This is a genomic window from Pseudomonas alliivorans (genome assembly GCF_017826695.1).
GTDB classification, from domain to species: domain Bacteria; phylum Pseudomonadota; class Gammaproteobacteria; order Pseudomonadales; family Pseudomonadaceae; genus Aquipseudomonas; species Aquipseudomonas alliivorans.
This window is the reverse complement of sequence record NZ_JAFFZW010000003.1, coordinates 121,715-141,464: the sequence shown is the minus strand read 5'-3', so window position 1 is coordinate 141,464 and position 19,750 is coordinate 121,715. Positions and strand designations below refer to the sequence as shown.

The 19,750-nt window shown below is 59.4% G+C and carries 17 protein-coding genes; 5 read left to right on the top strand and 12 right to left on the bottom strand.

Annotation, left to right across the window (positions count from 1 at the left end; genetic code table 11):
* Window positions 1-30 precede the first annotated feature (30 nt).
* Window positions 31-1,410 (top strand): M16 family metallopeptidase, encoded by a 1,380-nt coding sequence (locus JTJ32_RS09750; protein WP_210041897.1) that lies wholly within the window; start codon window positions 31-33, stop codon window positions 1,408-1,410.
* 99 nt (window positions 1,411-1,509) lie between these two features.
* Window positions 1,510-2,691, top strand: coding sequence for a DUF5924 family protein (locus JTJ32_RS09745; protein WP_184322412.1), 1,182 nt, complete (start codon window positions 1,510-1,512; stop codon window positions 2,689-2,691).
* A gap of 4 nt (window positions 2,692-2,695) precedes the next feature.
* On the opposite strand, the gene JTJ32_RS09740 is transcribed toward JTJ32_RS09745, so the two are convergent.
* From JTJ32_RS09740 to JTJ32_RS09715, 6 genes are all read right to left on the bottom strand, one after another.
* On the bottom strand, window positions 2,696-3,937 hold the full coding sequence (locus tag JTJ32_RS09740) for a nucleoside recognition domain-containing protein (protein ID WP_099230916.1): 1,242 nt from the start codon (window positions 3,935-3,937) through the stop codon (window positions 2,696-2,698).
* Between the two features lie 214 nt (window positions 3,938-4,151).
* Window positions 4,152-5,483, bottom strand: a complete 1,332-nt coding sequence (gltP, locus tag JTJ32_RS09735) for a glutamate/aspartate:proton symporter GltP (protein ID WP_184322413.1) — start codon at window positions 5,481-5,483, stop codon at window positions 4,152-4,154.
* Between the two features lie 633 nt (window positions 5,484-6,116).
* Entirely contained in the window at window positions 6,117-6,581 is a 465-nt protein-coding gene (locus tag JTJ32_RS09730; protein WP_099230921.1) for an inhibitor of vertebrate lysozyme family protein, read from the bottom strand.
* A 2-nt stretch (window positions 6,582-6,583) separates the two neighbouring features.
* Window positions 6,584-6,748, bottom strand: coding sequence for a DUF1328 domain-containing protein (locus tag JTJ32_RS09725; protein ID WP_002555679.1), 165 nt, complete (start codon window positions 6,746-6,748; stop codon window positions 6,584-6,586).
* A 59-nt stretch (window positions 6,749-6,807) separates the two neighbouring features.
* Window positions 6,808-7,092: a hypothetical protein gene (locus JTJ32_RS09720; RefSeq protein WP_099230923.1), complete on the bottom strand. Its 285-nt coding sequence runs from the start codon at window positions 7,090-7,092 to the stop codon at window positions 6,808-6,810.
* Window positions 7,093-7,322: 230 nt separating this feature from the next.
* Window positions 7,323-8,168: a BON domain-containing protein gene (locus JTJ32_RS09715; RefSeq protein ID WP_099230925.1), complete on the bottom strand. Its 846-nt coding sequence runs from the start codon at window positions 8,166-8,168 to the stop codon at window positions 7,323-7,325.
* A gap of 197 nt (window positions 8,169-8,365) precedes the next feature.
* Between JTJ32_RS09715 and algB the strand changes: the two genes are divergently transcribed.
* Window positions 8,366-9,712 carry a sigma-54-dependent response regulator transcription factor AlgB gene (algB, locus tag JTJ32_RS09710; protein ID WP_025996454.1) on the top strand — a complete coding sequence of 449 codons (1,347 nt, stop codon included), beginning with the start codon at window positions 8,366-8,368 and terminating at the stop codon, window positions 9,710-9,712.
* 10 nt (window positions 9,713-9,722) lie between these two features.
* Window positions 9,723-11,510: a KinB sensor domain-containing domain gene (locus tag JTJ32_RS09705; RefSeq protein ID WP_184322415.1), complete on the top strand. Its 1,788-nt coding sequence runs from the start codon at window positions 9,723-9,725 to the stop codon at window positions 11,508-11,510.
* A gap of 95 nt (window positions 11,511-11,605) precedes the next feature.
* On the opposite strand, the gene JTJ32_RS09700 is transcribed toward JTJ32_RS09705, so the two are convergent.
* The 6 genes from JTJ32_RS09700 to JTJ32_RS09675 all read right to left on the bottom strand — a co-directional run bounded on the left by JTJ32_RS09700 (window position 11,606) and on the right by JTJ32_RS09675 (window position 18,573).
* Complete coding sequence (locus JTJ32_RS09700) at window positions 11,606-13,222, bottom strand: EAL domain-containing protein (protein ID WP_210041896.1); 1,617 nt, start codon at window positions 13,220-13,222, stop codon at window positions 11,606-11,608.
* Between the two features lie 82 nt (window positions 13,223-13,304).
* Window positions 13,305-14,084, bottom strand: coding sequence for an N-acetylmuramoyl-L-alanine amidase (locus JTJ32_RS09695; protein ID WP_210041895.1), 780 nt, complete (start codon window positions 14,082-14,084; stop codon window positions 13,305-13,307).
* A gap of 94 nt (window positions 14,085-14,178) precedes the next feature.
* Window positions 14,179-16,251 carry a GGDEF domain-containing protein gene (locus tag JTJ32_RS09690; RefSeq protein ID WP_210041894.1) on the bottom strand — a complete coding sequence of 691 codons (2,073 nt, stop codon included), beginning with the start codon at window positions 16,249-16,251 and terminating at the stop codon, window positions 14,179-14,181.
* Window positions 16,248-17,123, bottom strand: a complete 876-nt coding sequence (locus tag JTJ32_RS09685) for an endonuclease/exonuclease/phosphatase family protein (RefSeq protein WP_099230937.1) — start codon at window positions 17,121-17,123, stop codon at window positions 16,248-16,250. The genes JTJ32_RS09690 and JTJ32_RS09685 overlap by 4 nt, the downstream gene beginning before the upstream one ends.
* A 9-nt stretch (window positions 17,124-17,132) precedes the next feature.
* Complete coding sequence (locus JTJ32_RS09680; protein WP_210041893.1) at window positions 17,133-17,777, bottom strand: thiol:disulfide interchange protein DsbA/DsbL; 645 nt, start codon at window positions 17,775-17,777, stop codon at window positions 17,133-17,135.
* Between the two features lie 175 nt (window positions 17,778-17,952).
* Window positions 17,953-18,573, bottom strand: coding sequence for a c-type cytochrome (locus tag JTJ32_RS09675; protein ID WP_184322419.1), 621 nt, complete (start codon window positions 18,571-18,573; stop codon window positions 17,953-17,955).
* 352 nt (window positions 18,574-18,925) lie between these two features.
* On the opposite strand from JTJ32_RS09675, the gene yihA reads away from it, so the two are divergent.
* The gene (gene yihA / locus JTJ32_RS09670; protein WP_073170442.1) at window positions 18,926-19,561 is read left to right on the top strand and encodes a ribosome biogenesis GTP-binding protein YihA/YsxC; all 636 of its coding nucleotides are present in this window, start codon (window positions 18,926-18,928) and stop codon (window positions 19,559-19,561) included.
* The last annotated feature ends 189 nt before the right edge of the window (window positions 19,562-19,750 follow it).

Below are 19,750 nucleotides of genomic sequence, written 5' to 3'. Positions count from 1 at the left end.
AACATACCGGCCCGCAAGGAAAGCTGCTTTATGCGTTGCCTGCTGTTCGCATGTCTGTTTCTCGTCACACTCCCTTCGTTCGCCCTTGACCGCCTCAAGGTCGAGGGCTATCTGCTGCCCAATGGTCTGCAAGTTCTTCTGAAACCCGGCTACGAAAAGGGCCACGTTGCTATCCGTCTGGTGGTAGGCATCGGCTTCGACGACTTTCAGTGCCAGGACAAGGAACTGCCGCACCTGCTGGAACACCTGCTGTTCAGCGGTATCGACGACACTGGCGAAGGTGGTCTTGAAGAGCGCATGCAGGCGCTCGGTGGCGAGTGGAATGCCTTCACCAGCAACACCGACACAACCTTCGTGCTCGAAGCGCCCGCTCGCAATCAGCGCAAGGTGCTGGACCTTTTGCTGGACGTCATGACCAAGACCGAACTGACCCAGGATCGGCTGGACAACGTGAAACGCATCGTCGAGCGTGAGGACGGCGGGCATTTCTCCCACTTGCAACGCCTGCTTGACCATCGAGGTTCAAGCCGCGGAGCCAGCAGCCAACTGGCAACAGAGCTGGGGCTCAAATGCGCTGAACGTCCCGAAGTGGACAATATCGGGCTGGAACACATCGAAGACGTTTTCTCCAACTGGTACGCGCCCAACAACATGACGCTGATCGTCGTCGGCGATCTCGACAAGCTACTGCCTGCCTACCTTGAACGTACGTACGGCAAGCTGGCCCCGACCGATCCTATCGATCACCCGCCACTGGCCGAGAGCAACGGTTCTGCCGAGCCGCGGCGCGAACTGGAACGTGGTGGACTGGGGGATAACGCCAGGCTGCATCTGTTCTACACCGAACCCGAACTCGACGATCAGCACGATGAGACCTGGGATCTGGTCAAGGCCTACCTGGACTGGTCGCTCTACACCGAACTGCGCCTCAAGCACGGCCTGTCCTACGGCCCTTCGGCAGAGCGCGAAGTGTTCGGCGACGTTGGTTTTCTCAGTCTGAATGCCGACGTCGAACGCGAAGACGCCGATGAAGCCGAGCGGGAAATGCGTGCGCTGGTCGAGCGGCTGCAGAAGGAAGGCATGCAGGCTGAAACCTTTGCGCGCCTGCAGGACGCCGCCGTCGCGCGTCAGGCGTGGGCCGTTCAGGGTAACAGCGCGCTGGCTGATTATTACTGGGGCGCGATCAACGATTATGAGGACGGACGCTTTGTCGATCCTGCCAAACGCATCAAAGCCGTGAGCCTGGAAACCGCCAATCGAGCCATGCGCCAGTTGTTGGCCCAACCGGGCTATATGCGCATCGAAAAACCGCTGCTCAGCTACGACGGCCTGTACTGGGTGATGGCTGCATTGCTGGGCCTGATCGTTCTCCTGCTGGCGCTCTGGCGCTGGCGGGCGCGGCGCAAATAAGCGCTGAACCGGTGCACTGCACCTCTTTCCACAGGGACCCGCGCTGCATTGTTATGCTGCGCGGGTTTTTGATCGCTTTGAACCGAGTGAACCGCCCAGATGCCTGACCTGAACCGCTTTGTGACACCCGTGCTCAACCTGATGCAACGCTATCCGGGGCTTATTGCGGCTTTTGGTTTCGTCTCCGGTATAGCCAGTTTCATTCTGGTGGATCGTCAGGAAGGTCTGGCCACTTGGATTGCAGTGGTCATGCTGATCAGCTGGCTGTGGCTGATGGTCGAGAACACCATGGTCGGGATGCTCAACAAGGCGATCGGTCGAGAGATTCCCCAGGGACTGCTGCGTTACGGCACGCAGATGATCCACCAGGAAAGCCTGTTCTTTGTCCTGCCATTCTTTTTCATCACCACGACATGGAACAGCGGTCAGGCCGTGTTCACGGCCCTGCTTGGCGCCGCAGGGCTGATTTCGATCATCGATCCGCTGTACTACAAATGGCTCGCGCCACGCCGCTGGCTGTTCATGGCCCTCCACACCCTGACGCTGTTCGCGGCGCTGCTCACGGCGCTGCCCATCATCGTGCACCTGACCACCGCCGAGAGTTACAAACTGGCGCTGGGCGTCGCGATGCTGCTGTCGTTTCCAAGCCTGGCGTCGAGCTTCCCGCTGACCAACTGGCGCAATGCGTTGATGGTTATCACGATGATCGTTGTGGCGGGCGGCGCTGGCTGGCTGCTGCGCTCCTGGGTACCGCCTGCGACCCTGTGGCTGACCGAAGTGGCCGTCAGTCCTGACTTCGATAACAAAAACCGCACGCCCGGTGACAGCATCCGCCAGATCAGCGCCAGTCAACTGCGCAGCGGCGGCCTGTATGCGTACACCGCGATCAACGCGCCACGGGGTCTTGAGGAGCGCATTTATCACGTGTGGCGACATAACGGTAAAGAGATGGACCGGATCGCCCTGGACATCCATGGCGGACGCAAGGAGGGCTACCGCGCCTGGACCCACAAGCAGAACTTCCCGCAGGACGTGGTCGGGCGCTGGCAGGTGAGGGTGCTCACAGAAGACGGCCAGATGATCGGTGTGCTGCGGTTCAACGTAACCGAAGCCGACGAGCCTGCCGTCAAACGTCCGACAGGCAGGATCATCAAACTCAAGCCGGGTGGCGATACGGGCGAAGAGGCCGCACCGGAATCGACACCTGAAAAGTCGGAACCCGCTCAGCCGGAACAGGAGGCGCCAGCGACTGAAGCGGCGCCAGAGACGCCCGCTCGATAATCCGTCAGGTGGCGGTGGCGCCGAAGAACCAGTAGCAGACGAAGATGGCCGCCACCACACCTGCGAACTCGGCGAACAGCGCACAACCCACGGCATGACGGGCGCGCTGAATGCCGACCGCGCCGAAGTACACCGCCAGCACGTAGAACGTGGTTTCGGTACTGCCCTGAATCGTCGCAGCGGCGAGCGCGGCGAAACTGTCCACACCCTGGGTCTGCATGGTCTCGATCAGCAAGGCCCGCGCGGCACTGCCGGAGAAGGGTTTGACCATCGCCGTCGGCAGCGCATCGACGAAGCGGGTGTCCCAGCCCAGCCACTCGACCATGTGTCTGATGCCTTCCAGACCGAAGTCCAGCGCACCTGAGGCACGCAACACGCCGACGGCGCAAAGCATTGCCACCAAATATGGAAGCAGGCTTTTGGCGACGTCGAAGCCTTCCTTCGCGCCTTCGACAAAGGCCTCATACACCTGCACCTTGCGCAACGAGCCGATGATCAGAAACATCATAATCAGGCCAAACAGCGTGAGATTACCCAAAATGGATGAAAGACCTGCCAGCGCAGTGGCCGACAGTGTCGCCAGGAAGGCCATGAAACCACCGAGCAACAGCGCACCGGGAATCAGATAGGCCAGCACCACCGGATCCCACAGACGCAGGCGCTGCATGAAGGCAACCGACAGCAGACCAACAAACGTGGAGGCGCTGGTGGCCAGCAGGATCGGCAGGAACACCAGCGTAGGGTCGGCAGCCCCTTGCTGGGCGCGGTACATGAAGATCGTCACCGGCAGCAGGGTCAGGGACGAGGCGTTCAATACCAGAAACAGAATCTGCGCGTTGCTGGCGGTGTCCTTGCTGGGGTTGAGCTCCTGCAAGGAACGCATGGCCTTGAGGCCGATGGGCGTGGCGGCGTTATCCAGCCCGAGCGCATTGGCAGCGAAATTGAGGGTAATCAGACCCAGCGCAGGATGGCCGGGCGGCACTTCCGGCATCAGCCGCAGAAACAAAGGCCCGAGCACTTTTGCCAGCCAGTCAACGATCCCGGCCTTCTCGGCAATGCGCAGAAAGCCCAGCCAGAGGGTGAGGGTGCCGAACAACAGCACCATGACCTCCACCGACAGCTTGGCCATGGCAAAGATGCTTTCGACCATCGCCGCAAAGATGCCTGCATTGCCGCCAACCAGCCACTGCGCCATCGCGGAAATCGCCGCCACGACAAAAAAACCGAGCCACAGGCCATTGAGCATTGAATAAGTCCCTCACAAGATGCGGGGGATGATAACGGCGGGGTGGACCGGAGGGAAATCGGAGGTTGTATCCATCGCGCTGCGCGTCACATTCACGCGCGGACACGGGGCCTTCCGGGCGGCGTTACCACGCAACGCATGGGAACGACCATCAAACATCGGTAGAAACACAAAACCCCGGAAATCCGGGGTTTTGTGTTGTGCGGCTCAGCAATCACTCGACAGCAGGGTTGCCCAGCGGGACCGGTTCCTTGCTGCGCCAGTGCGGCAGGGAATTCCAGTAGGCCTGCCCCTTGGCGTCGTCGTACATGCCTTCCCAGCGCGAGATGACCAGCACGGCCAGGGCGTTGCCGATCACGTTCAGAGCGGTGCGCGCCATGTCCATGATGCGGTCGACACCGGCGATGAACGCCAGGCCTTCCAGCGGAATGCCTGCGCTGCCCAGCGTGGCAAGCAGCACCACGAAGGACACGCCTGGCACGCCGGCAATCCCCTTGGACGTCACCATCAGGGTCAGGACCAGCATCAGTTGCGCACCAATCGAAAGGTCGATGCCGTAAAGCTGCGCAATGAAGATTGCCGCGATGCTCTGATACAGCGTCGAGCCGTCGAGGTTGAAGGAGTAGCCAGTCGGCACCACGAAGCTGCAGATCGCTTTTGGCGCGCCGTAGGCTTCCATCTTCTGGATGACACGTGGCAATACGGTCTCGGAGCTGGCAGTGGAGTAGGCCAGGATCAACTCATCCTTGAAGATGCGCATCAGCTTGATGACCGAGAAGCCGAAGGCGCGGGCGATCAGACCCAGTACCACGAAGGCGAAGAAGGCGATGGCCACGTAAACCAGAATCACCAGTTTGGCCAGCGGCAGCAGCGACGCAAAACCGAAGTTGGCGACGGTCACAGCGATCAGTGCGAAAACGCCGACCGGCGCGTAGTTCATGATCATGTGGGTGACCTTGAACATGGTTTCCGACACGCCCTGGAACATCTTGACCAGTGGATCACGCACATCAGCCTGCAGGCTGGAAAGACCCAGACCGAACAGTACCGAGAAGAAAATAATCGGCAGCATTTCGCCACGCGCCATGGCAGCAAAAATGTTGGATGGAATCAGATTGAGGATCGTCGCGATGAACGCGTGATCGTGCTGAACCTCGGCGGTGGTCTGCTGATATTTGGAGATATCGACCGTGCCCAGCGTACTCATGTCGATGCCGGTGCCGGGGTGGAAGACGTTGGCCAGGACCAGGCCCACCAGAATCGCGATGGTTGTGACCACCTCGAAATAAATAATGGTCTTGAGGCCGATACGTCCCAGCTTCTTGGCATCGCCTACGCCTGCAATGCCCACGACGAGCGAGGCGACGACGATAGGGATGACGATCATCTTGATCAGGCGAATGAAGATATCGCCCGCTGGCTGCAGGATATTGGTGATCCACCAGGCCTTCTCGGCGCTGAAGTGATTGAGCAGTGCGCCAACAGCGATACCCAGCGCCAGACCGATCAGGATCTGCCAGGCCAGACTCAGCTTTGCCTTCTTCATATTATTACCCTTGTTGAAAGTGGCTTGGGCAACTCCAAAACCGACACGCTGAAAAGGGCTTTTTCCTCAGCCTTTTCAAGGGGCGGATACCTTTGGACTGTCCACAGAAGGTCACCGCAGTCGAGCATCCCGGCTCTGTAGCAGGCGAAAAAAGTCGCAACTATTCCCACGACATGGAGCCACGTCTAATGCCGTAAACGACTACCTCATGCGAAATCGGCATACAAAAACGACAAAAAGGATTGATTTACGACATGGTGGATGCCGCTATTCGGCGCAAAGGTGGCTAAAACGTCGCCTACGTTGTAAAGAGGGTCGAACCATCGGGAAGGGCGTTTTGCGGGGCTGGAACGATGTTGTTACAGATTTAACAGATATACGGTTGTCCAGGATTGAACTAAACCGGAAATACGTAAAGCGCCGCACGAGTGAAGCAGCTCCCGCTCGAAGAAATCGATGCATGGAACCTTCCACTGTGCGGCCGCTTGCCTGACCCGGCCCTGAAAGGAGGTACTCCCTGTACCCCTAGGTCGCGCCGATTATCTCAATCAACACAACCCGGCCCCCTGGTCATGCGCGTACCTTCCTCAGGTCGCGCAATAAGGAAGAGCCATCAAGCTCTTCCCCTCTGGATCAATACCAGTTTGGATCCTTGCGCAATTGCTCATTGAGCAGTTGCTGCATGCCCTCGTCAGGCTTGCCCAGATACCGGTAGGTGGCATGACGCGTTGGCGACTTGTCCGCTGGCAGACCGGCGGGCACCTCGACCAACATTGCGTACGCATCTTCCTTATCGAGACTGAAAGCCACGATCAGGCGCTTGCTCTTGCACGTATCGGCGGTCTCGCAGAGCGGACCCACCAGATACGGATCACCATCCTCGGTCACTGCCGTCATCTGCTCGGAAGTGCCAGAAAGATTGATCACCCAGTCGGGCAGCCGTTCTTCCTTCTTCACAACCTTCGCCCAGGTCTGGCGGTATTCGGGTGCTGAAGACAGCAACTCGTTTACACGCGCCTGACCGTCATTGGCGGCCATCACCACAGCACTACCGCCCATCAACAGGGCGGCAGCCAGCGTACGGAGCGACGTATGCATCGTTAGCCTCGACCGCGACGACCGAAGAAGAACGAAACTACGAACATCACCAGGAAGACGACGAACAGGATCTTGGCGATGCCTGTAGCGGTGCCGGCGATACCACCGAAGCCAAGTACTGCGGCGACAATGGCGATGATCAGAAACGTGATAGCCCAACTCAACATGGTGATACTCCTTTTTTACAGCTGTTTGAATGTAATGGGTGCAGTCATTTCAGGTCGGGTCAGAAGACCCATTTTTGCTGTGGCGCTACGTCATTCGAAGAGATCACACCCTCTACAGGGCGCAGGCTCAGCGCAGCGTCCTGAGCGGCCGGAGCACTGACGCTCCGGTAAGAAACACTGCTGTGAATGATTTGCTGTCTGGTCTCAGTCGCTTCGTTGGCCTGAGACCAACGCTGGAACTGCTGAATGGCAATGAGGGTGACGAGCAGAGCAAGAAGCAGAAACAGGCCTTGCTGTACGTGCAGAGGGGATATACGCAACTGTGCGATACGCTGGCTGTTCATCCGCAAACTCCCTCCGCCCTTGGGCATTCGATCAATCGTATGGGTCGATGTGCCGACCTTCGTTGAAAGGGATATTGCAGACTGCATGCCAGTTTTTTGAATCAAAATAAATTCAATAGAATCAACAACTTAAAAGATTATCGAAAGAGGGTCTGCGAGCAAGCTGCACGATTGCACCTTCGCAATCGTGCGTTCTGCACGAAGCGCAGCGACTGCTGCGCCGCTGATTATCAACCTGCGCTACGCGCCATGACTTTCAAGGCATCGGCGTTTACGCCTTTCACGCCTCGAATGTTGCGTGCAATCTCAACCGCGAGTTCCTTTTCGGCGAAGTTGGCAACCACGCCGTTGAGCGTTACCAGACCGTCCTTGGTATCGACCTTGATGTTCAGGCCGTCGAGGTTGCGGCTGTAGATGAGGCTGGATTTCACCTTGCTGGTGACCCAGGCATCGCTCAGTTGCTCGACAGGGTTGAGGTTCTGGGGCTGGGTCTTGGCTGCAATGGAATCCGCCGCACTCAGACTGATGAGGTTATTGACGCTGACCACGCCATCCGTATTGCTGGCGAGGCTGCCTGCAAGCTCCTTGGCTTCCGGGCTCTGCGCGCGCCCCTTGAGCGTGACCACACCATCCTTGCTGTCCACGTCGATGTTCAAGGCCTCGGTCACGCTGCTCCACAGCAGCTTGGACTTCACGGTTGCCACCAGTGTGGCGTCTTCGAAGCGCTGAGCCATGTTGGCTTTGGTGCCGGGCTCACTGGCAACGGCTGCGTCGATTTCCAGCTGGTTATCAACCTTGTCGATACCTTTGATGTCCAGCGCAATACGCTCGGCCAGTTCGCGGTCGACTTCATTCTCGACCTTGCCCTTGAGCGTCGCAGTGCCTTGCGCCACATCCACATCGATCTTGAAAGGGCTCAGGTGTTTGTTCAACGCAAAAGCGGTCCAGATCGAACCTTCCTGGCGCGCTTCAGCCAACTGGGTGGGCAGGTCGCCTTGAGCCTGCGCGAGCAATGGGCCGCTGCCCAGAACCGCAGCGGTCGCCGTAATCAACGCGATCTTTTTCAGTGAGTGCATGGCGTTCTCCTTCTGAGGTTGGCGTTTGGTCTTTGAACAGACGGTTTTAGCGACATAAACACGGATTAATCAGCCTGTTCGCCATTAAATGAACAGACCGCTAGCATGCATGCGGCAGAATCAATCAGAATTGACCATGCAACTTGCCCGATGATTCCGAGACTAACCAAGACAATTCACTAAGGAGCGTAGGAAAAATGGAAGCAGCCACTGAGAATCAGGGCCGTATTCTGCTTGTGGACGATGAGTCCGCCATCCTCCGCACTTTCCGGTACTGTCTGGAAGACGAAGGCTACAGTGTCGCCACTGCCAACAGCGCAGCGCAGGCGGACACGTTGATGCAACGCCAGGTATTCGACCTGTGCTTTCTCGATTTGCGCCTGGGCGAAGACAATGGCCTGGACGTGCTGGCACAGATGCGGGTTCAGGCTCCGTGGATGCGCGTGGTCATTGTGACTGCCCATTCGGCGGTGGACACAGCGGTCGATGCCATTCAGGCCGGTGCAGCCGATTACCTGGTCAAACCCTGCAGTCCTGACCAGTTACGACTGGCGACCGCCAAACAGTTGGAGGTCCGGCAGTTATCGGCCCGGCTGGAAGCGCTGGAAGGGGAGATTCGCAAACCCAAGGACGGCCTGGATTCCCACAGCCCTTCGATGATGGCGATTCTGGAAACAGCCCGTCAGGTGGCCGTGACCGACGCCAACATTCTGATCCTGGGCGAATCAGGTACCGGTAAGGGTGAACTGGCACGCGCGATTCACGGCTGGAGCAAGCGAGCCAAGAAGTCCTGCGTGACCATCAACTGCCCGTCGCTCACTGCCGAGCTGATGGAGAGCGAATTGTTCGGTCACAGCCGCGGGGCCTTTACCGGCGCCAGTGAAAGCACGCTTGGCCGCGTTAACCAGGCGGATGGCGGTACGCTGTTTCTTGACGAGATCGGCGATTTTCCGTTGACGTTGCAACCCAAGTTGCTGCGATTCATTCAGGACAAGGAATACGAACGCGTCGGCGACCCAGTCACTCGTCGTGCCGACGTGCGCATCCTTGCCGCCACCAACCTGAACCTGGAAGACATGGTACGCAGCGGCCGTTTCCGTGAAGACCTGCTCTACCGCTTGAACGTCATTACCCTGCATCTGCCCGCCTTGCGCGAGCGCAGCGAGGACATCCTGACCCTGGCCGACCGTTTTCTGGCCCGCTTCGTCAAGGAATACGCGCGCCCGGCACGCGGCTTCAGCGAAGAGGCGCGGGCGGCACTGCTCAATTACCGTTGGCCAGGCAACATTCGCGAACTGCGCAACGTCATTGAACGAGCCAGCATCATCTGTCCGCAGGAGCGGGTTGAAATCAGCCATCTGGGCATGGCAGAACAGCCTGCCAACAACGCGCCTCGCGTTGGTGCGGCGTTGAGCCTGGACGAGCTGGAAAAAGCCCACATCGGCGCCGTACTGGCGACCAGCGACACACTTGATCAAGCAGCGAAGACATTGGGTATCGATGCCTCGACGCTGTATCGAAAACGCAAACAATACAACCTGTGATTGAGCGCATATGAAACTGGCCATGAAGTTGCGCACTCGACTGTTCCTGAGTATTTCGGCCCTCATCACCGTGGCTCTGCTGGGGTTGTTGCTGGGTCTGGTCAGCGTCATGCAGATGGCCAGGACTCAGGAATCGCTGATCCAGCACAACTTCGCCATTCTCGATACCGGGCTGAAACTGCGGCAAAATCTGGGCGACCAGTTGGCATTGATGACTGGCTCGCGGCATGACGACGCTGAACTGGAGAAAGCCCAGGAAGCGTTCAAGAGTCTGTTGGATCAAAGCGCGGCCAGTGACAACCGACCGACGACCGTGGGCACATTCGAAAGGACCCGGGACGACTATCAGCGGTTCATCGATGACTGGAAACGCCTGGGCGACGACCCGCGTGGCATACGCGGCAACCCCGAGCTCAGCGCCAGCTTCGACAGATTGCGCAACGGCCTGCTGGCGATTCATCGGCAAGCGCTGGAAAGCATCAGCAATGCCGAGATCAACTCACGGGAACGCGCGCTCTGGATAGCGGGCCTTCTGGGGCTGGTCGGGCTGGCTGTGCTCTGCATCGGTTTCGTGACGGCACACGGCATCGCCCGGCGTTTCGGCGCGCCCATCGAAGCACTGGCCAAGGCCGCCGATAACATCGGGCAGGGCAACTATGAGGTCACGCTGCCGATCTCTTCGGCGGCTGAAATGAATCTGCTGACCCGACGCTTCGGCATCATGGCCGAGGCGTTGCGTCAACATCAGGCGACTAATGTCGATGAGCTGCTGGCCGGCCAGCAACGCTTGCAGGCGGTACTGGACAGCATCGATGACGGCCTGCTGATGATCGACCGGCAGGGCCGTCTCGAACACCTGAACCCCGTGGCTCAGCGTCAGCTTGGTTGGGACGAGAGTCGACTGGGACAAGGGCTTGGTGAAGCCTTGGGCCATCCCGAGCTGGACGGGCAGCTGCACCTGATTCTGCGCGGCGGCAGTCTGGAACGCGCCCCGGAAGACCTCGCCATCGAGATCGACAGCGAATCGCGCCTGCTGACCTACAGCATGACGCCGGTGAGCCACACCAAAGGACATATCCTTGGCGCGGTGATGGTGCTGCACGACGTTACCGAGCAACGCGCCTTCGAGCGCGTGCGCAGTGAGTTCGTGCTGCGCGCCTCGCACGAGCTGCGTACGCCGGTCACGGGCATGCACATGGCGTTTGGTCTGCTGCAGGAAAGGCTGCATTTCGCGCCCGAATCCCGTGAAGCGGATCTGCTCAATACGGTCACCGAAGAAATGCAGCGCCTGATGCAACTGATCAACGACCTGCTCAACTTCTCGCGCTACCAGAACGGCCTGCAGAAACTCAAACTGGCGCCTTGTTCCATCGAAACGCTGCTGGAAGAGGCCAAGGCACGGTTTGAAGAGCAGGCCCAGGAGCAGGGCATCGTGCTGATGCTGGATATTCATGAAACGCTGCCGCGCTTGCATGCCGACCAGGCCCAGCTGGAGCGGGTGCTGGATAACCTGCTCGACAACGCCCTGCGTCACACGCCGGAAAACGGCCTGATCCGCCTGCAGGCCAGACGTCATGGCGAGCGTGCGGTCATCAGTGTGGAAGACAACGGCGAAGGCATTGCCTACGGCCAGCAGGCAAGGATCTTCGAGCCCTTCGTGCAGGTCGGACGCAAGAAAGGCGGCGCCGGGCTCGGGTTGGCATTGTGCAAGGAAATCGTCCAGCTGCATGGCGGACGAATGGGGGTTTATTCCAGACCGGGGCAGGTCACACAGTTTTACATGGCGCTGCCGCTTTAACGGCAAAGGCCACACACCGCCTGACACCGCGATGTCCTGAACCAGCCCTCCCACAATCCGGTGTTCGCTGTACGATCACGCCAGGTTGAAAAGCCTCACGCCACATCATTCCTGCGCCTTGTCGCGCTGCGACGGCCGCCTGTCACTCGTTCGACAAATCTGGCAGCGGTCAGTGGCCGGGCGAACAGCCAGCCCTGACCGAAGATCACGCCCTCACTCTTGAGCAATGCAGCCTGGGATTCGAACTCGATGCCCTCGGCGATCACCTTGAGCTGCAGGGCATGGGCCATGCGGATGATGTGCGGCGCAACACCGCTGCTGGCCGCATCGTAGCCCAGCGCGTCGATGAATGCCTTGTCGATCTTCAGGCCATCCACCGGTAATGTCTGCAAATAGGCCAGACTGCAATAACCGGTGCCAAAGTCATCGATCAGCACCTGATGACCGCGATCACGCAACGTCTGTAAATGATTGCGCGCCACCACGACATCGATCAGACCCCGCTCCGTGACCTCGAACGCTATCTGCCTTGCCGACACCTTGTGCAGCGCCAGCAGCCGCGCGGTGATCCGACCGATGCGGGCCGACATGACATCGCAGGCTGACAGATTGACCGAGATGTACAGCTGCGGATTGGCACGCAACAAAGGCCCCAATTGCTCCAGGGTCTGTTGCAGAACGAAATCGGTGATCTGGCGGATCTGACCGGTATTTTCTGCCAGCGGAATGAACAGGTCCGGGCTGGTCAACGTGCCGTCCGGCCGATGCCACCGCACCAGCGCCTCGGCACCGACGCACTGTCGCGTACCCAGATTGAAAATCGGCTGATAAAGCACCTTCAACTCGGCTCGGCGCAACGCCCCCGTTAGCTCGGCGCCCAGCGATTTGCGCTGACGGAGCATTTGAAACGTCAGCACCCCTACGCACAACGACACCAGCAGGCTAGCCGGAACCAGCAGCCACCACGCGCCGGTCATATCGCCGAGCAGACCGTTACGCGGCGTGATCAGGACCAGTTGGTACTCGGGACTCTGGGTCGCCATGCGGTAGATCAATTGCGTTTCAGTGATGATCAACGGTTCGCTGCCACCTGTATCCCAACCTGGAACAGGCCAGATCTGTGCGGGACCGAGTACCGGTATTGCGCGGGTTGCGTTATCCAGCACCACAAGCAGGCTGCGGCCCGGAGGGAGGTCGACCACGTCGGTCAGATGACCACGGGAGGTGGACACCCGAAAATCGCCACGGCCCATCACCAGCGCCGCCAGATTGTCGTCCGGCTGCGCCGAGGTGTTCAGCCAGTAGTCATACGTGGGGCCGCGAATGTCGGGTGTTCTGGTTTCGGCCAGCAGTCTTTTTCGTGGCCAGCTCGAGCAGGATCGGGCATCACCGACATAGGCGGCTTCATAGATGAAGCGGTTGCTGGAAATGACCTCTCGCAGACGTCCCAGCATCTCCGGACTGCAGCGCCGCAACGGTTGATGCTCAAGCTGATCCAGCCCCGACCGCAACTGGCTGAAAAGCTGTTCGAGCCTGACCAGAAAGCGCTCACCCTGAGCGTTCATCTGCTGACTCTCGGTCTGTCGCGCCTGCTGCAAGACCAGCGCAAGACTACCGGTCAACATCATGGTCGCGCTCAGCAAGGCTGCAAGCAATGCCAGCAGCCAGGGGCGGGAAAGAGTCGTTCGAAGACGTGTTGACGCAATCAGCATCGATGGATACTCAGAGAGAGTACCCATCAGTTATAGCAATAAGCGCAGAGTTGGCCCGTCGAAAAGCGGGCCGCAGTTGCACTCACCTCGTGGCGTTGAGCACCTGCAGGATAGCGGCGCTCTGCGCATCTGGCTCGCCGTCGAAACGCTCGGGCCGGTAATGCATCTGGAAAGCGGCCAGAACCTGTCGTGTAGCGGTGTCCAGCTCACCGGTCTGAGGGGTCGTGTAACCCAGGCGTGCCAGTTGCTGCTGAAACCAGCCGATCGCTGGCAAATTGTTCATCATCAATGCCTGACGCTGTGCCACCTGCCGTTCGTCGGGCCATACGCCAAGGCCGTCTGCGGCCAGACGCTTCCAGGGAAACAACGGACCCGGATCCATCTTGCGCGACGGCGCGATGTCACTGTGTCCGATGATGTGTTTCGGCTCGATTCTGTTGCGTTTGACGATGTCCTTGAGCAGCACCTTGATCGACTGGTACTGCGCCTCGGTGTACGGATACCACAGACGGCCTGTCGGCGTTTCGGTGTAGCCGGGATTGACGATCTCGATCCCGATGGAACTGGAGTTCAGCCAGGTGCGGCCATCCCACTCGCTCTCGCCTGCATGCCAGGCGCGGGCGCTTTCATCGACCAGTTTGTAGATGGTTGCAGACGAATCATCGCCAATCAGGTAATGGCTGCTGACCTCGCCATGGGTCAGCAATTGCAGGGACCGCTCAAGGGAAGCAGAGGTGTAATGCATGACAACGTACTGGATACGTCCGTCAAAGTTTGCCGAGGGGTGACTGGTGTCCAGTCTGGGACCGCTGGAGCACGCGGTCAGGGCAAGCAGGAGAAAAGCAGCTAGGTACAACTTCATGGGTTCAAACTACGTCCGCGATTAATGCAACATCATAACAAAAGGCGCGCGGATAGCTCATGCGTCGTGAGAGCTGCTCATCCGGGCCAAAGTGTCAGCCCTGTTCGACCTTGTTCCGGCCATTTTCCTTGGCCCGGTACAGCGCCTGATCGGCGCGCTTGAGGGCTACCTCACTGCGCTCACCCGAGCGAAAGGCGGTCACGCCCATGGACACCGTGATGGTCACGCGCTCGCCCTTGAAATGAAACGGGCAGAGTTCGACCGTTTCCCGCAGTTCGTCCAGCAACTGCAGGCCTGTGGTCACGGGCGTGGCTGGCATCAGGACCACAAACTCCTCGCCGCCGAAACGTGCCAGGAAATCACCCGGGCGCAGACGTTTTTTCAGAACACCGGCGACGATCTTCAAGACCTTGTCGCCCGCCAGATGTCCGTAGCCGTCATTGATCCGCTTGAAGTGGTCCAGATCCAGAATGCCGACCAGCAGACTGTCCTTGTGTTGTTGCCAGAGGATCGTTTCCTGTTCGAGCCGCTCGGCCCAGGCCGCACGGTTGGCAAGCCCTGTGAGCGGGTCGATCAAAGCCTTCTGGCGCTGTTCTTCAAGGTTGGTGCGAAAGCCCAGCGCCTCCTGCTCCATGCTTGCCACGCGGGCGGCAAGACTTTGCAGGCGGGACGCGACTTCCTGCTCGCGCGCATCACGTTTGCGCTGGTAATCGTCCATGGTGCTGAGCAGGCCTTCCAGACGATTGTCCAGCACCAGCTTGAGGCTGGGCAGGTCGGAGGCGTCCTGAACACTGCTTTGCAAGCCGCCTACCTGTTCGCGCAATTGCTCGTTGAGATCGCGAACCGAAGACTCGCCCTGCGCATGGTCCTCGCTGGCCGCCTGCAGATGGCTCTGGAAGGACTCGAGCCGCTCGTTCAGTTGCTTGAGGTAGATACCGAATTCCTGCTGGCCACCGTTGTTGATCGCCAGCATCAGCACGGCCAGATCATCCAGGATAGGCAACAGCTCGTACCAGTTCAGGCCATGCCTGAGCCGCAACTGCATGGCCTCGACCTGCGGCCGGTAGTGCTCGGACAGGGTCAGGTCGGCAAGCAGCCCCAGCAGGGTTTCTTCGATGTGTGCGGCAACCGAGCTGTAACTCGGTTCGGGCGCCGAGGGCAGGGCGTAGCCATCGTCTTCAGCCGAATCATCGGCATCGCTGTCAGCATCATCTTCCGGGATCACCTGCCCGATGACTGACACGGGTATCTGCTGGAAAGGCACGCTGGGCGTCGGCGTCAGCATGGCCTCGATGTCACTGTCGAGTATGGGCTCGGGCTCGACGATCGTCGGGGCGGATGATGGATCCATCGGTGGAAGAACCGGCTCGGCAACCTGCCCGATTACAGGCTCTTCAACGTCAGGCACAGGCACTGGCGGCTCGGAAGGAATATCCGCAACAGGTTCAGGCGCGGCAGCAACTGCTGACGCAACGGGTACGACAACGACGGTTTCCGACGGCTCGACTGAACGATCAACAGGCGTGCCGGGCTCCGGATCTTCGTGCGCGTACTGTTCTGTGTGGGAAGCGTCGCGCTCATGGTCTGAAGAAGACGGCACTTCTGCGGGCGTTGAGGTATCAGGGTGGGCCTCGCCATGCTCGTCCCGCGAGCCGAACAGACGTTCCAGCAGACCGGGGCGGTGGCCTTCCTCAGGCTTCTCCAGCTGGGTCAGTGCCTTGCCTTGCAGGCTGCTCAGCTCACTGAGCAATAAAGGCAATTCGCGAGCCTGAGAGGCGCGTTCTTCCAGGTCCTTGGCAAAACGCTTGAGCGGCTTGCGCACGTCGCGTGGCAACGGCAGGGCTTGCAGTTGCGTTACCAGCGCGGCCAGGGCGGAGCTGATCTGACCGACCCGCACCTCGCGCCGGTGCTCGGAGTCCAGCACGGCTTTTTCAAGACGTGGAATCAAGGCCGAAAGGCCCGCATCCATGTCGTCCTTGCGCACGATTTCGCGCATTTCCTTCATGCATTCGTCGACAGCCTTGTCAGAGCCTTCTGCCGCAAGACTGCTTCGCACCAGACCTCGCCGCAACAGGTCGAGCCGCGCATCCCAGCGCTTTTCAAGCTTGTCCTGTTGTTCGATTCCCTTGAGGTACTTCTCTCTCCAACGCTCCGCGTCGTCGCTCATGCAAGGCTTCCACCAGAGGGCACAGGCAGCGAGTCCCCACACAGTGAAGCAGGCAGGCGAATCTCGACAGCAACCGGCAGGTGATCGGAAATAGGTTGAGCCAGCACCTGGACGCGCTCGAGTGTCAGGGTCGGGCTGAGCAAAATATGATCAAGGCAGCGTTGTGGCCGCCAGCTGGGGAAGGTCGCTTCGATCTGCGGGGCCAACAAGCCCAGATCCCGCAATGGCGAATGCTCCAGCAGATCATTGGCATGGGTGTTCATGTCGCCCATCAGGACCTGATGACGATAGCCGCCGATCAGTTCGCGAATGTAGGCGAGTTGACGCGTGCGGGTACGGGTCCCGAGCGCGAGGTGCATCATGACCACCACCAGCGCATCGTCGCCTTCACCGAAACGCACCAGAATCGCCCCACGCCCTGCCGGGCCGGGCAACGGGTGATCTTCGATCTTGGCCGGGCGCAGACGGCTCAACACGCCATTGCTGTGTTGAGCGAAACGGCCGAGGTTGCGATTGAGTTGCTGATACCAGTAGGGGAAAGCACCCAGCTGGGCAAGGTGCTCCACCTGATTGACGAAGCCGGAGCGCATGCTGCCGCCGTCGACTTCCTGCAGGGCAACCAGGTCGAAGTCGTGAAGCAGCTCACCGATCTTCTTGAGGTTGCCCGCCCGACCTACGTGCGGCAGCAAGTGCTGCCAGCTGCGGGTCAGGTAATGCCGGTAGCGCTCGGTGCTGATACCGACCTGAATATTGAAACTGAGCAACCGCAGCCTGCCGTCTTCCGGCAGACCACTTTTGCTCAGATGATGTTCGTTGACCCGCGGATCATGCAGGCCAACGACTCGTTTTGTGCCCTCGCCCCAGCGGCCCATGACCGGCGCTTACTTCGCCGCCTGGTTGGCCGCCCGCTCTTTGGCGATCAACTGGTCGGCCACCTGCAGAGTGGCTTCCGGGCCACCGGAGGTGCCCAGATCGAAGCGATACTTGCCATTGACGATCATCGTTGGAACGCCGGTGACTTCGTACTTCTTGGCCAGTTCCTTGTATTGCGCGATCTTGCCTTTCACAGCGAAGGAATCGAACGTGCTCAGGAATTTCTCTTTGTCGACACCTTGAGTGGCGACGAAGTCAGCCATGTCGTTCTTGTCGGTCAGGCGCTTGCCGCCTTTCTGGATCGCATCGAATACAGCAGCGTGAACCTTGTGCTCTACCCCCAGCGTGTCCAGGGTGATGAACAGTTGGCCGTGGGCATCCCAAGGGCCGCCGAACATGGCAGGAATACGGACAAAATTCACGTCGGACGGCAGTTTTTCAATCCATGGATTGATGACCGGCTCGAACGCGTAGCAATGCGGGCAGCCATACCAGAAGAGCTCCACGACTTCGATCTTGCCTGGTACTGCAACAGGCACAGCGCTGCTCAGCTCGACGTATTGCTTGCCTGCCTGGGCAGGCTCGGCAGCTTGAGCGGACATACCAAAAAGACTGGCGGTAACCAGTGCGGCGCTGATGATCAGATTACGCATGCTTTACTCCTGGGCAGATTGAATCGCCTTCAAGCGACGGTGTTTTCGACCGGTCGTGAAAGCATGAGTTCGTTAGTGTAACGCTGGCGACCACAAAAAAGGGCAGCCGTAGTGGCCCTTTTTGCAGATGCCATGAAGCCTGTCACGGCAGACGAGGGCCTGAAACCTGCTCGGCTCAGTGCAAGCCCTGAATATAGTGCGCCAGCGCCTCAATGTCCTTGGTGCTCAGTTTGGCAGCAATGGTGCGCATGACCAGGGTGTCGCCATCATTGGTCCGATCACCTTCACGAAATGCCGTCAGCTGCTTCCTGATGTAATCGGCATGTTGGCCGCCAAGATGAGGGAAACCTGCCTGGGCGTTGCCGGTGCCATCCGGCGAATGACAGCCGGTGCAGGCGGGCAGGCCCTGAGCCAGCCTGCCGCCTCGGAACAACGCTTCGCCCTGCGCGACCAGATCCGGGGACGCAGCGCCGACACTGCCTTTCTGACGTGCGTAATAAGCGGAGATATCCGCAAGGTCCTGCTCGGTGAGGTTGTTCAGCATGCCGGTCATTTCCACGACCACGCGCGTGCCATCCTTGATCTCGCGCAGTTGCTTGAGCAGATAGCGCTCACCCTGACCAGCCAGTTTGGGGAAGTTGGGTGCCAGGCTGTTGCCATCGGGGCCATGGCAGGCGCCACATACAGCGATCTTTGCCTGTCCGGCGGAGGCGTCACCGACAGGATCGGCAGCCTGGGCCTGGAAAGAGGCGCAGATGCCCAGCGCCAACAGCAGACTCACGAATAATGTGTTCATCAGGTCATCCGGTCAGCCAAGGGGGGTGAAAAGTCGGGTAGCCCGTGACTTGCGTATCCAGAAGGATAGTCGGCAAATCCTGGCCATTGCTGTCCTTTCACGCTCCACACAGCGCAGCGGCATCGCCTTTGACCCTGCAACAACTGCCCTTAAGCCCGATGACTCAGCAAAAACCTTTCAGGTTGAAAGCGGACTGCGTTCTAATGCGCATATTGATTTCGCTTAACTGTGCCCGCTCCCTCCGGGAGACGAAAGCACACACAAAATTTGCGGCATTATATACTCGCGCTACCCAAACGGAAACGACACCCTTGCCGCACGCCTTGCAGGCAGGGCCCTCACCGGAAATCACATGCAGCTCAAGAACCCCATCCTCGGTCTGTGCCAACAGGCCACCTTCATGCTCAGCGCCGCCAAGGTCGACCAGTGCCCCGACGACGAGGGATTTGAAGTGGCTTTCGCCGGTCGTTCCAACGCCGGCAAGTCCAGCGCGCTGAACACCCTGACCCACGCCAGTCTGGCACGCACCTCCAAGACGCCGGGGCGTACCCAGTTGCTGAACTTCTTCGGCCTGGACGAGGATCGCCGTCTGGTCGACCTGCCGGGTTACGGCTACGCCAAAGTGCCCATCCCGCTCAAGCAGCACTGGCAGCGCCACCTGGAAGCCTATCTGGGCAGCCGCGAAAGCCTGAAGGGCCTGATTCTGATGATGGACATCCGTCATCCAATGACCGATTTCGACCTGCTGATGCTGGACTGGGCAGTGGCGAGCAAGATGCCGATGCACATTCTGCTGACCAAGGCCGACAAGCTGACTTACGGCGCAGCCAAGAACACGCTGCTCAAGGTTCAGTCGGAAATCCGCAAGGGCTGGGGTGAAGCCGTCACCATTCAGCTGTTCTCGGCCCCCAAGCGCATGGGCCTGGAAGAAGCCTACACCGTGCTGGCCGACTGGATGGAGCTGGAAGACAAGGCACCCGCCGAGTAAACAGTGGGCAAAAAAAACCCCGGACTTCGAATGGGGAGGGGGAAGTTCCGGGGTTCAAGGTCCAGACCTTAGGGTGGGGTCCGGATATCTGCCAACACTTAACACAACATAGGAGCGCGATCAGCTTTTCAGCCAATCGCCACGTCTGACTCCTGTCTGGATGGTTAAGTTCCAGCGATGAAGAAAAGT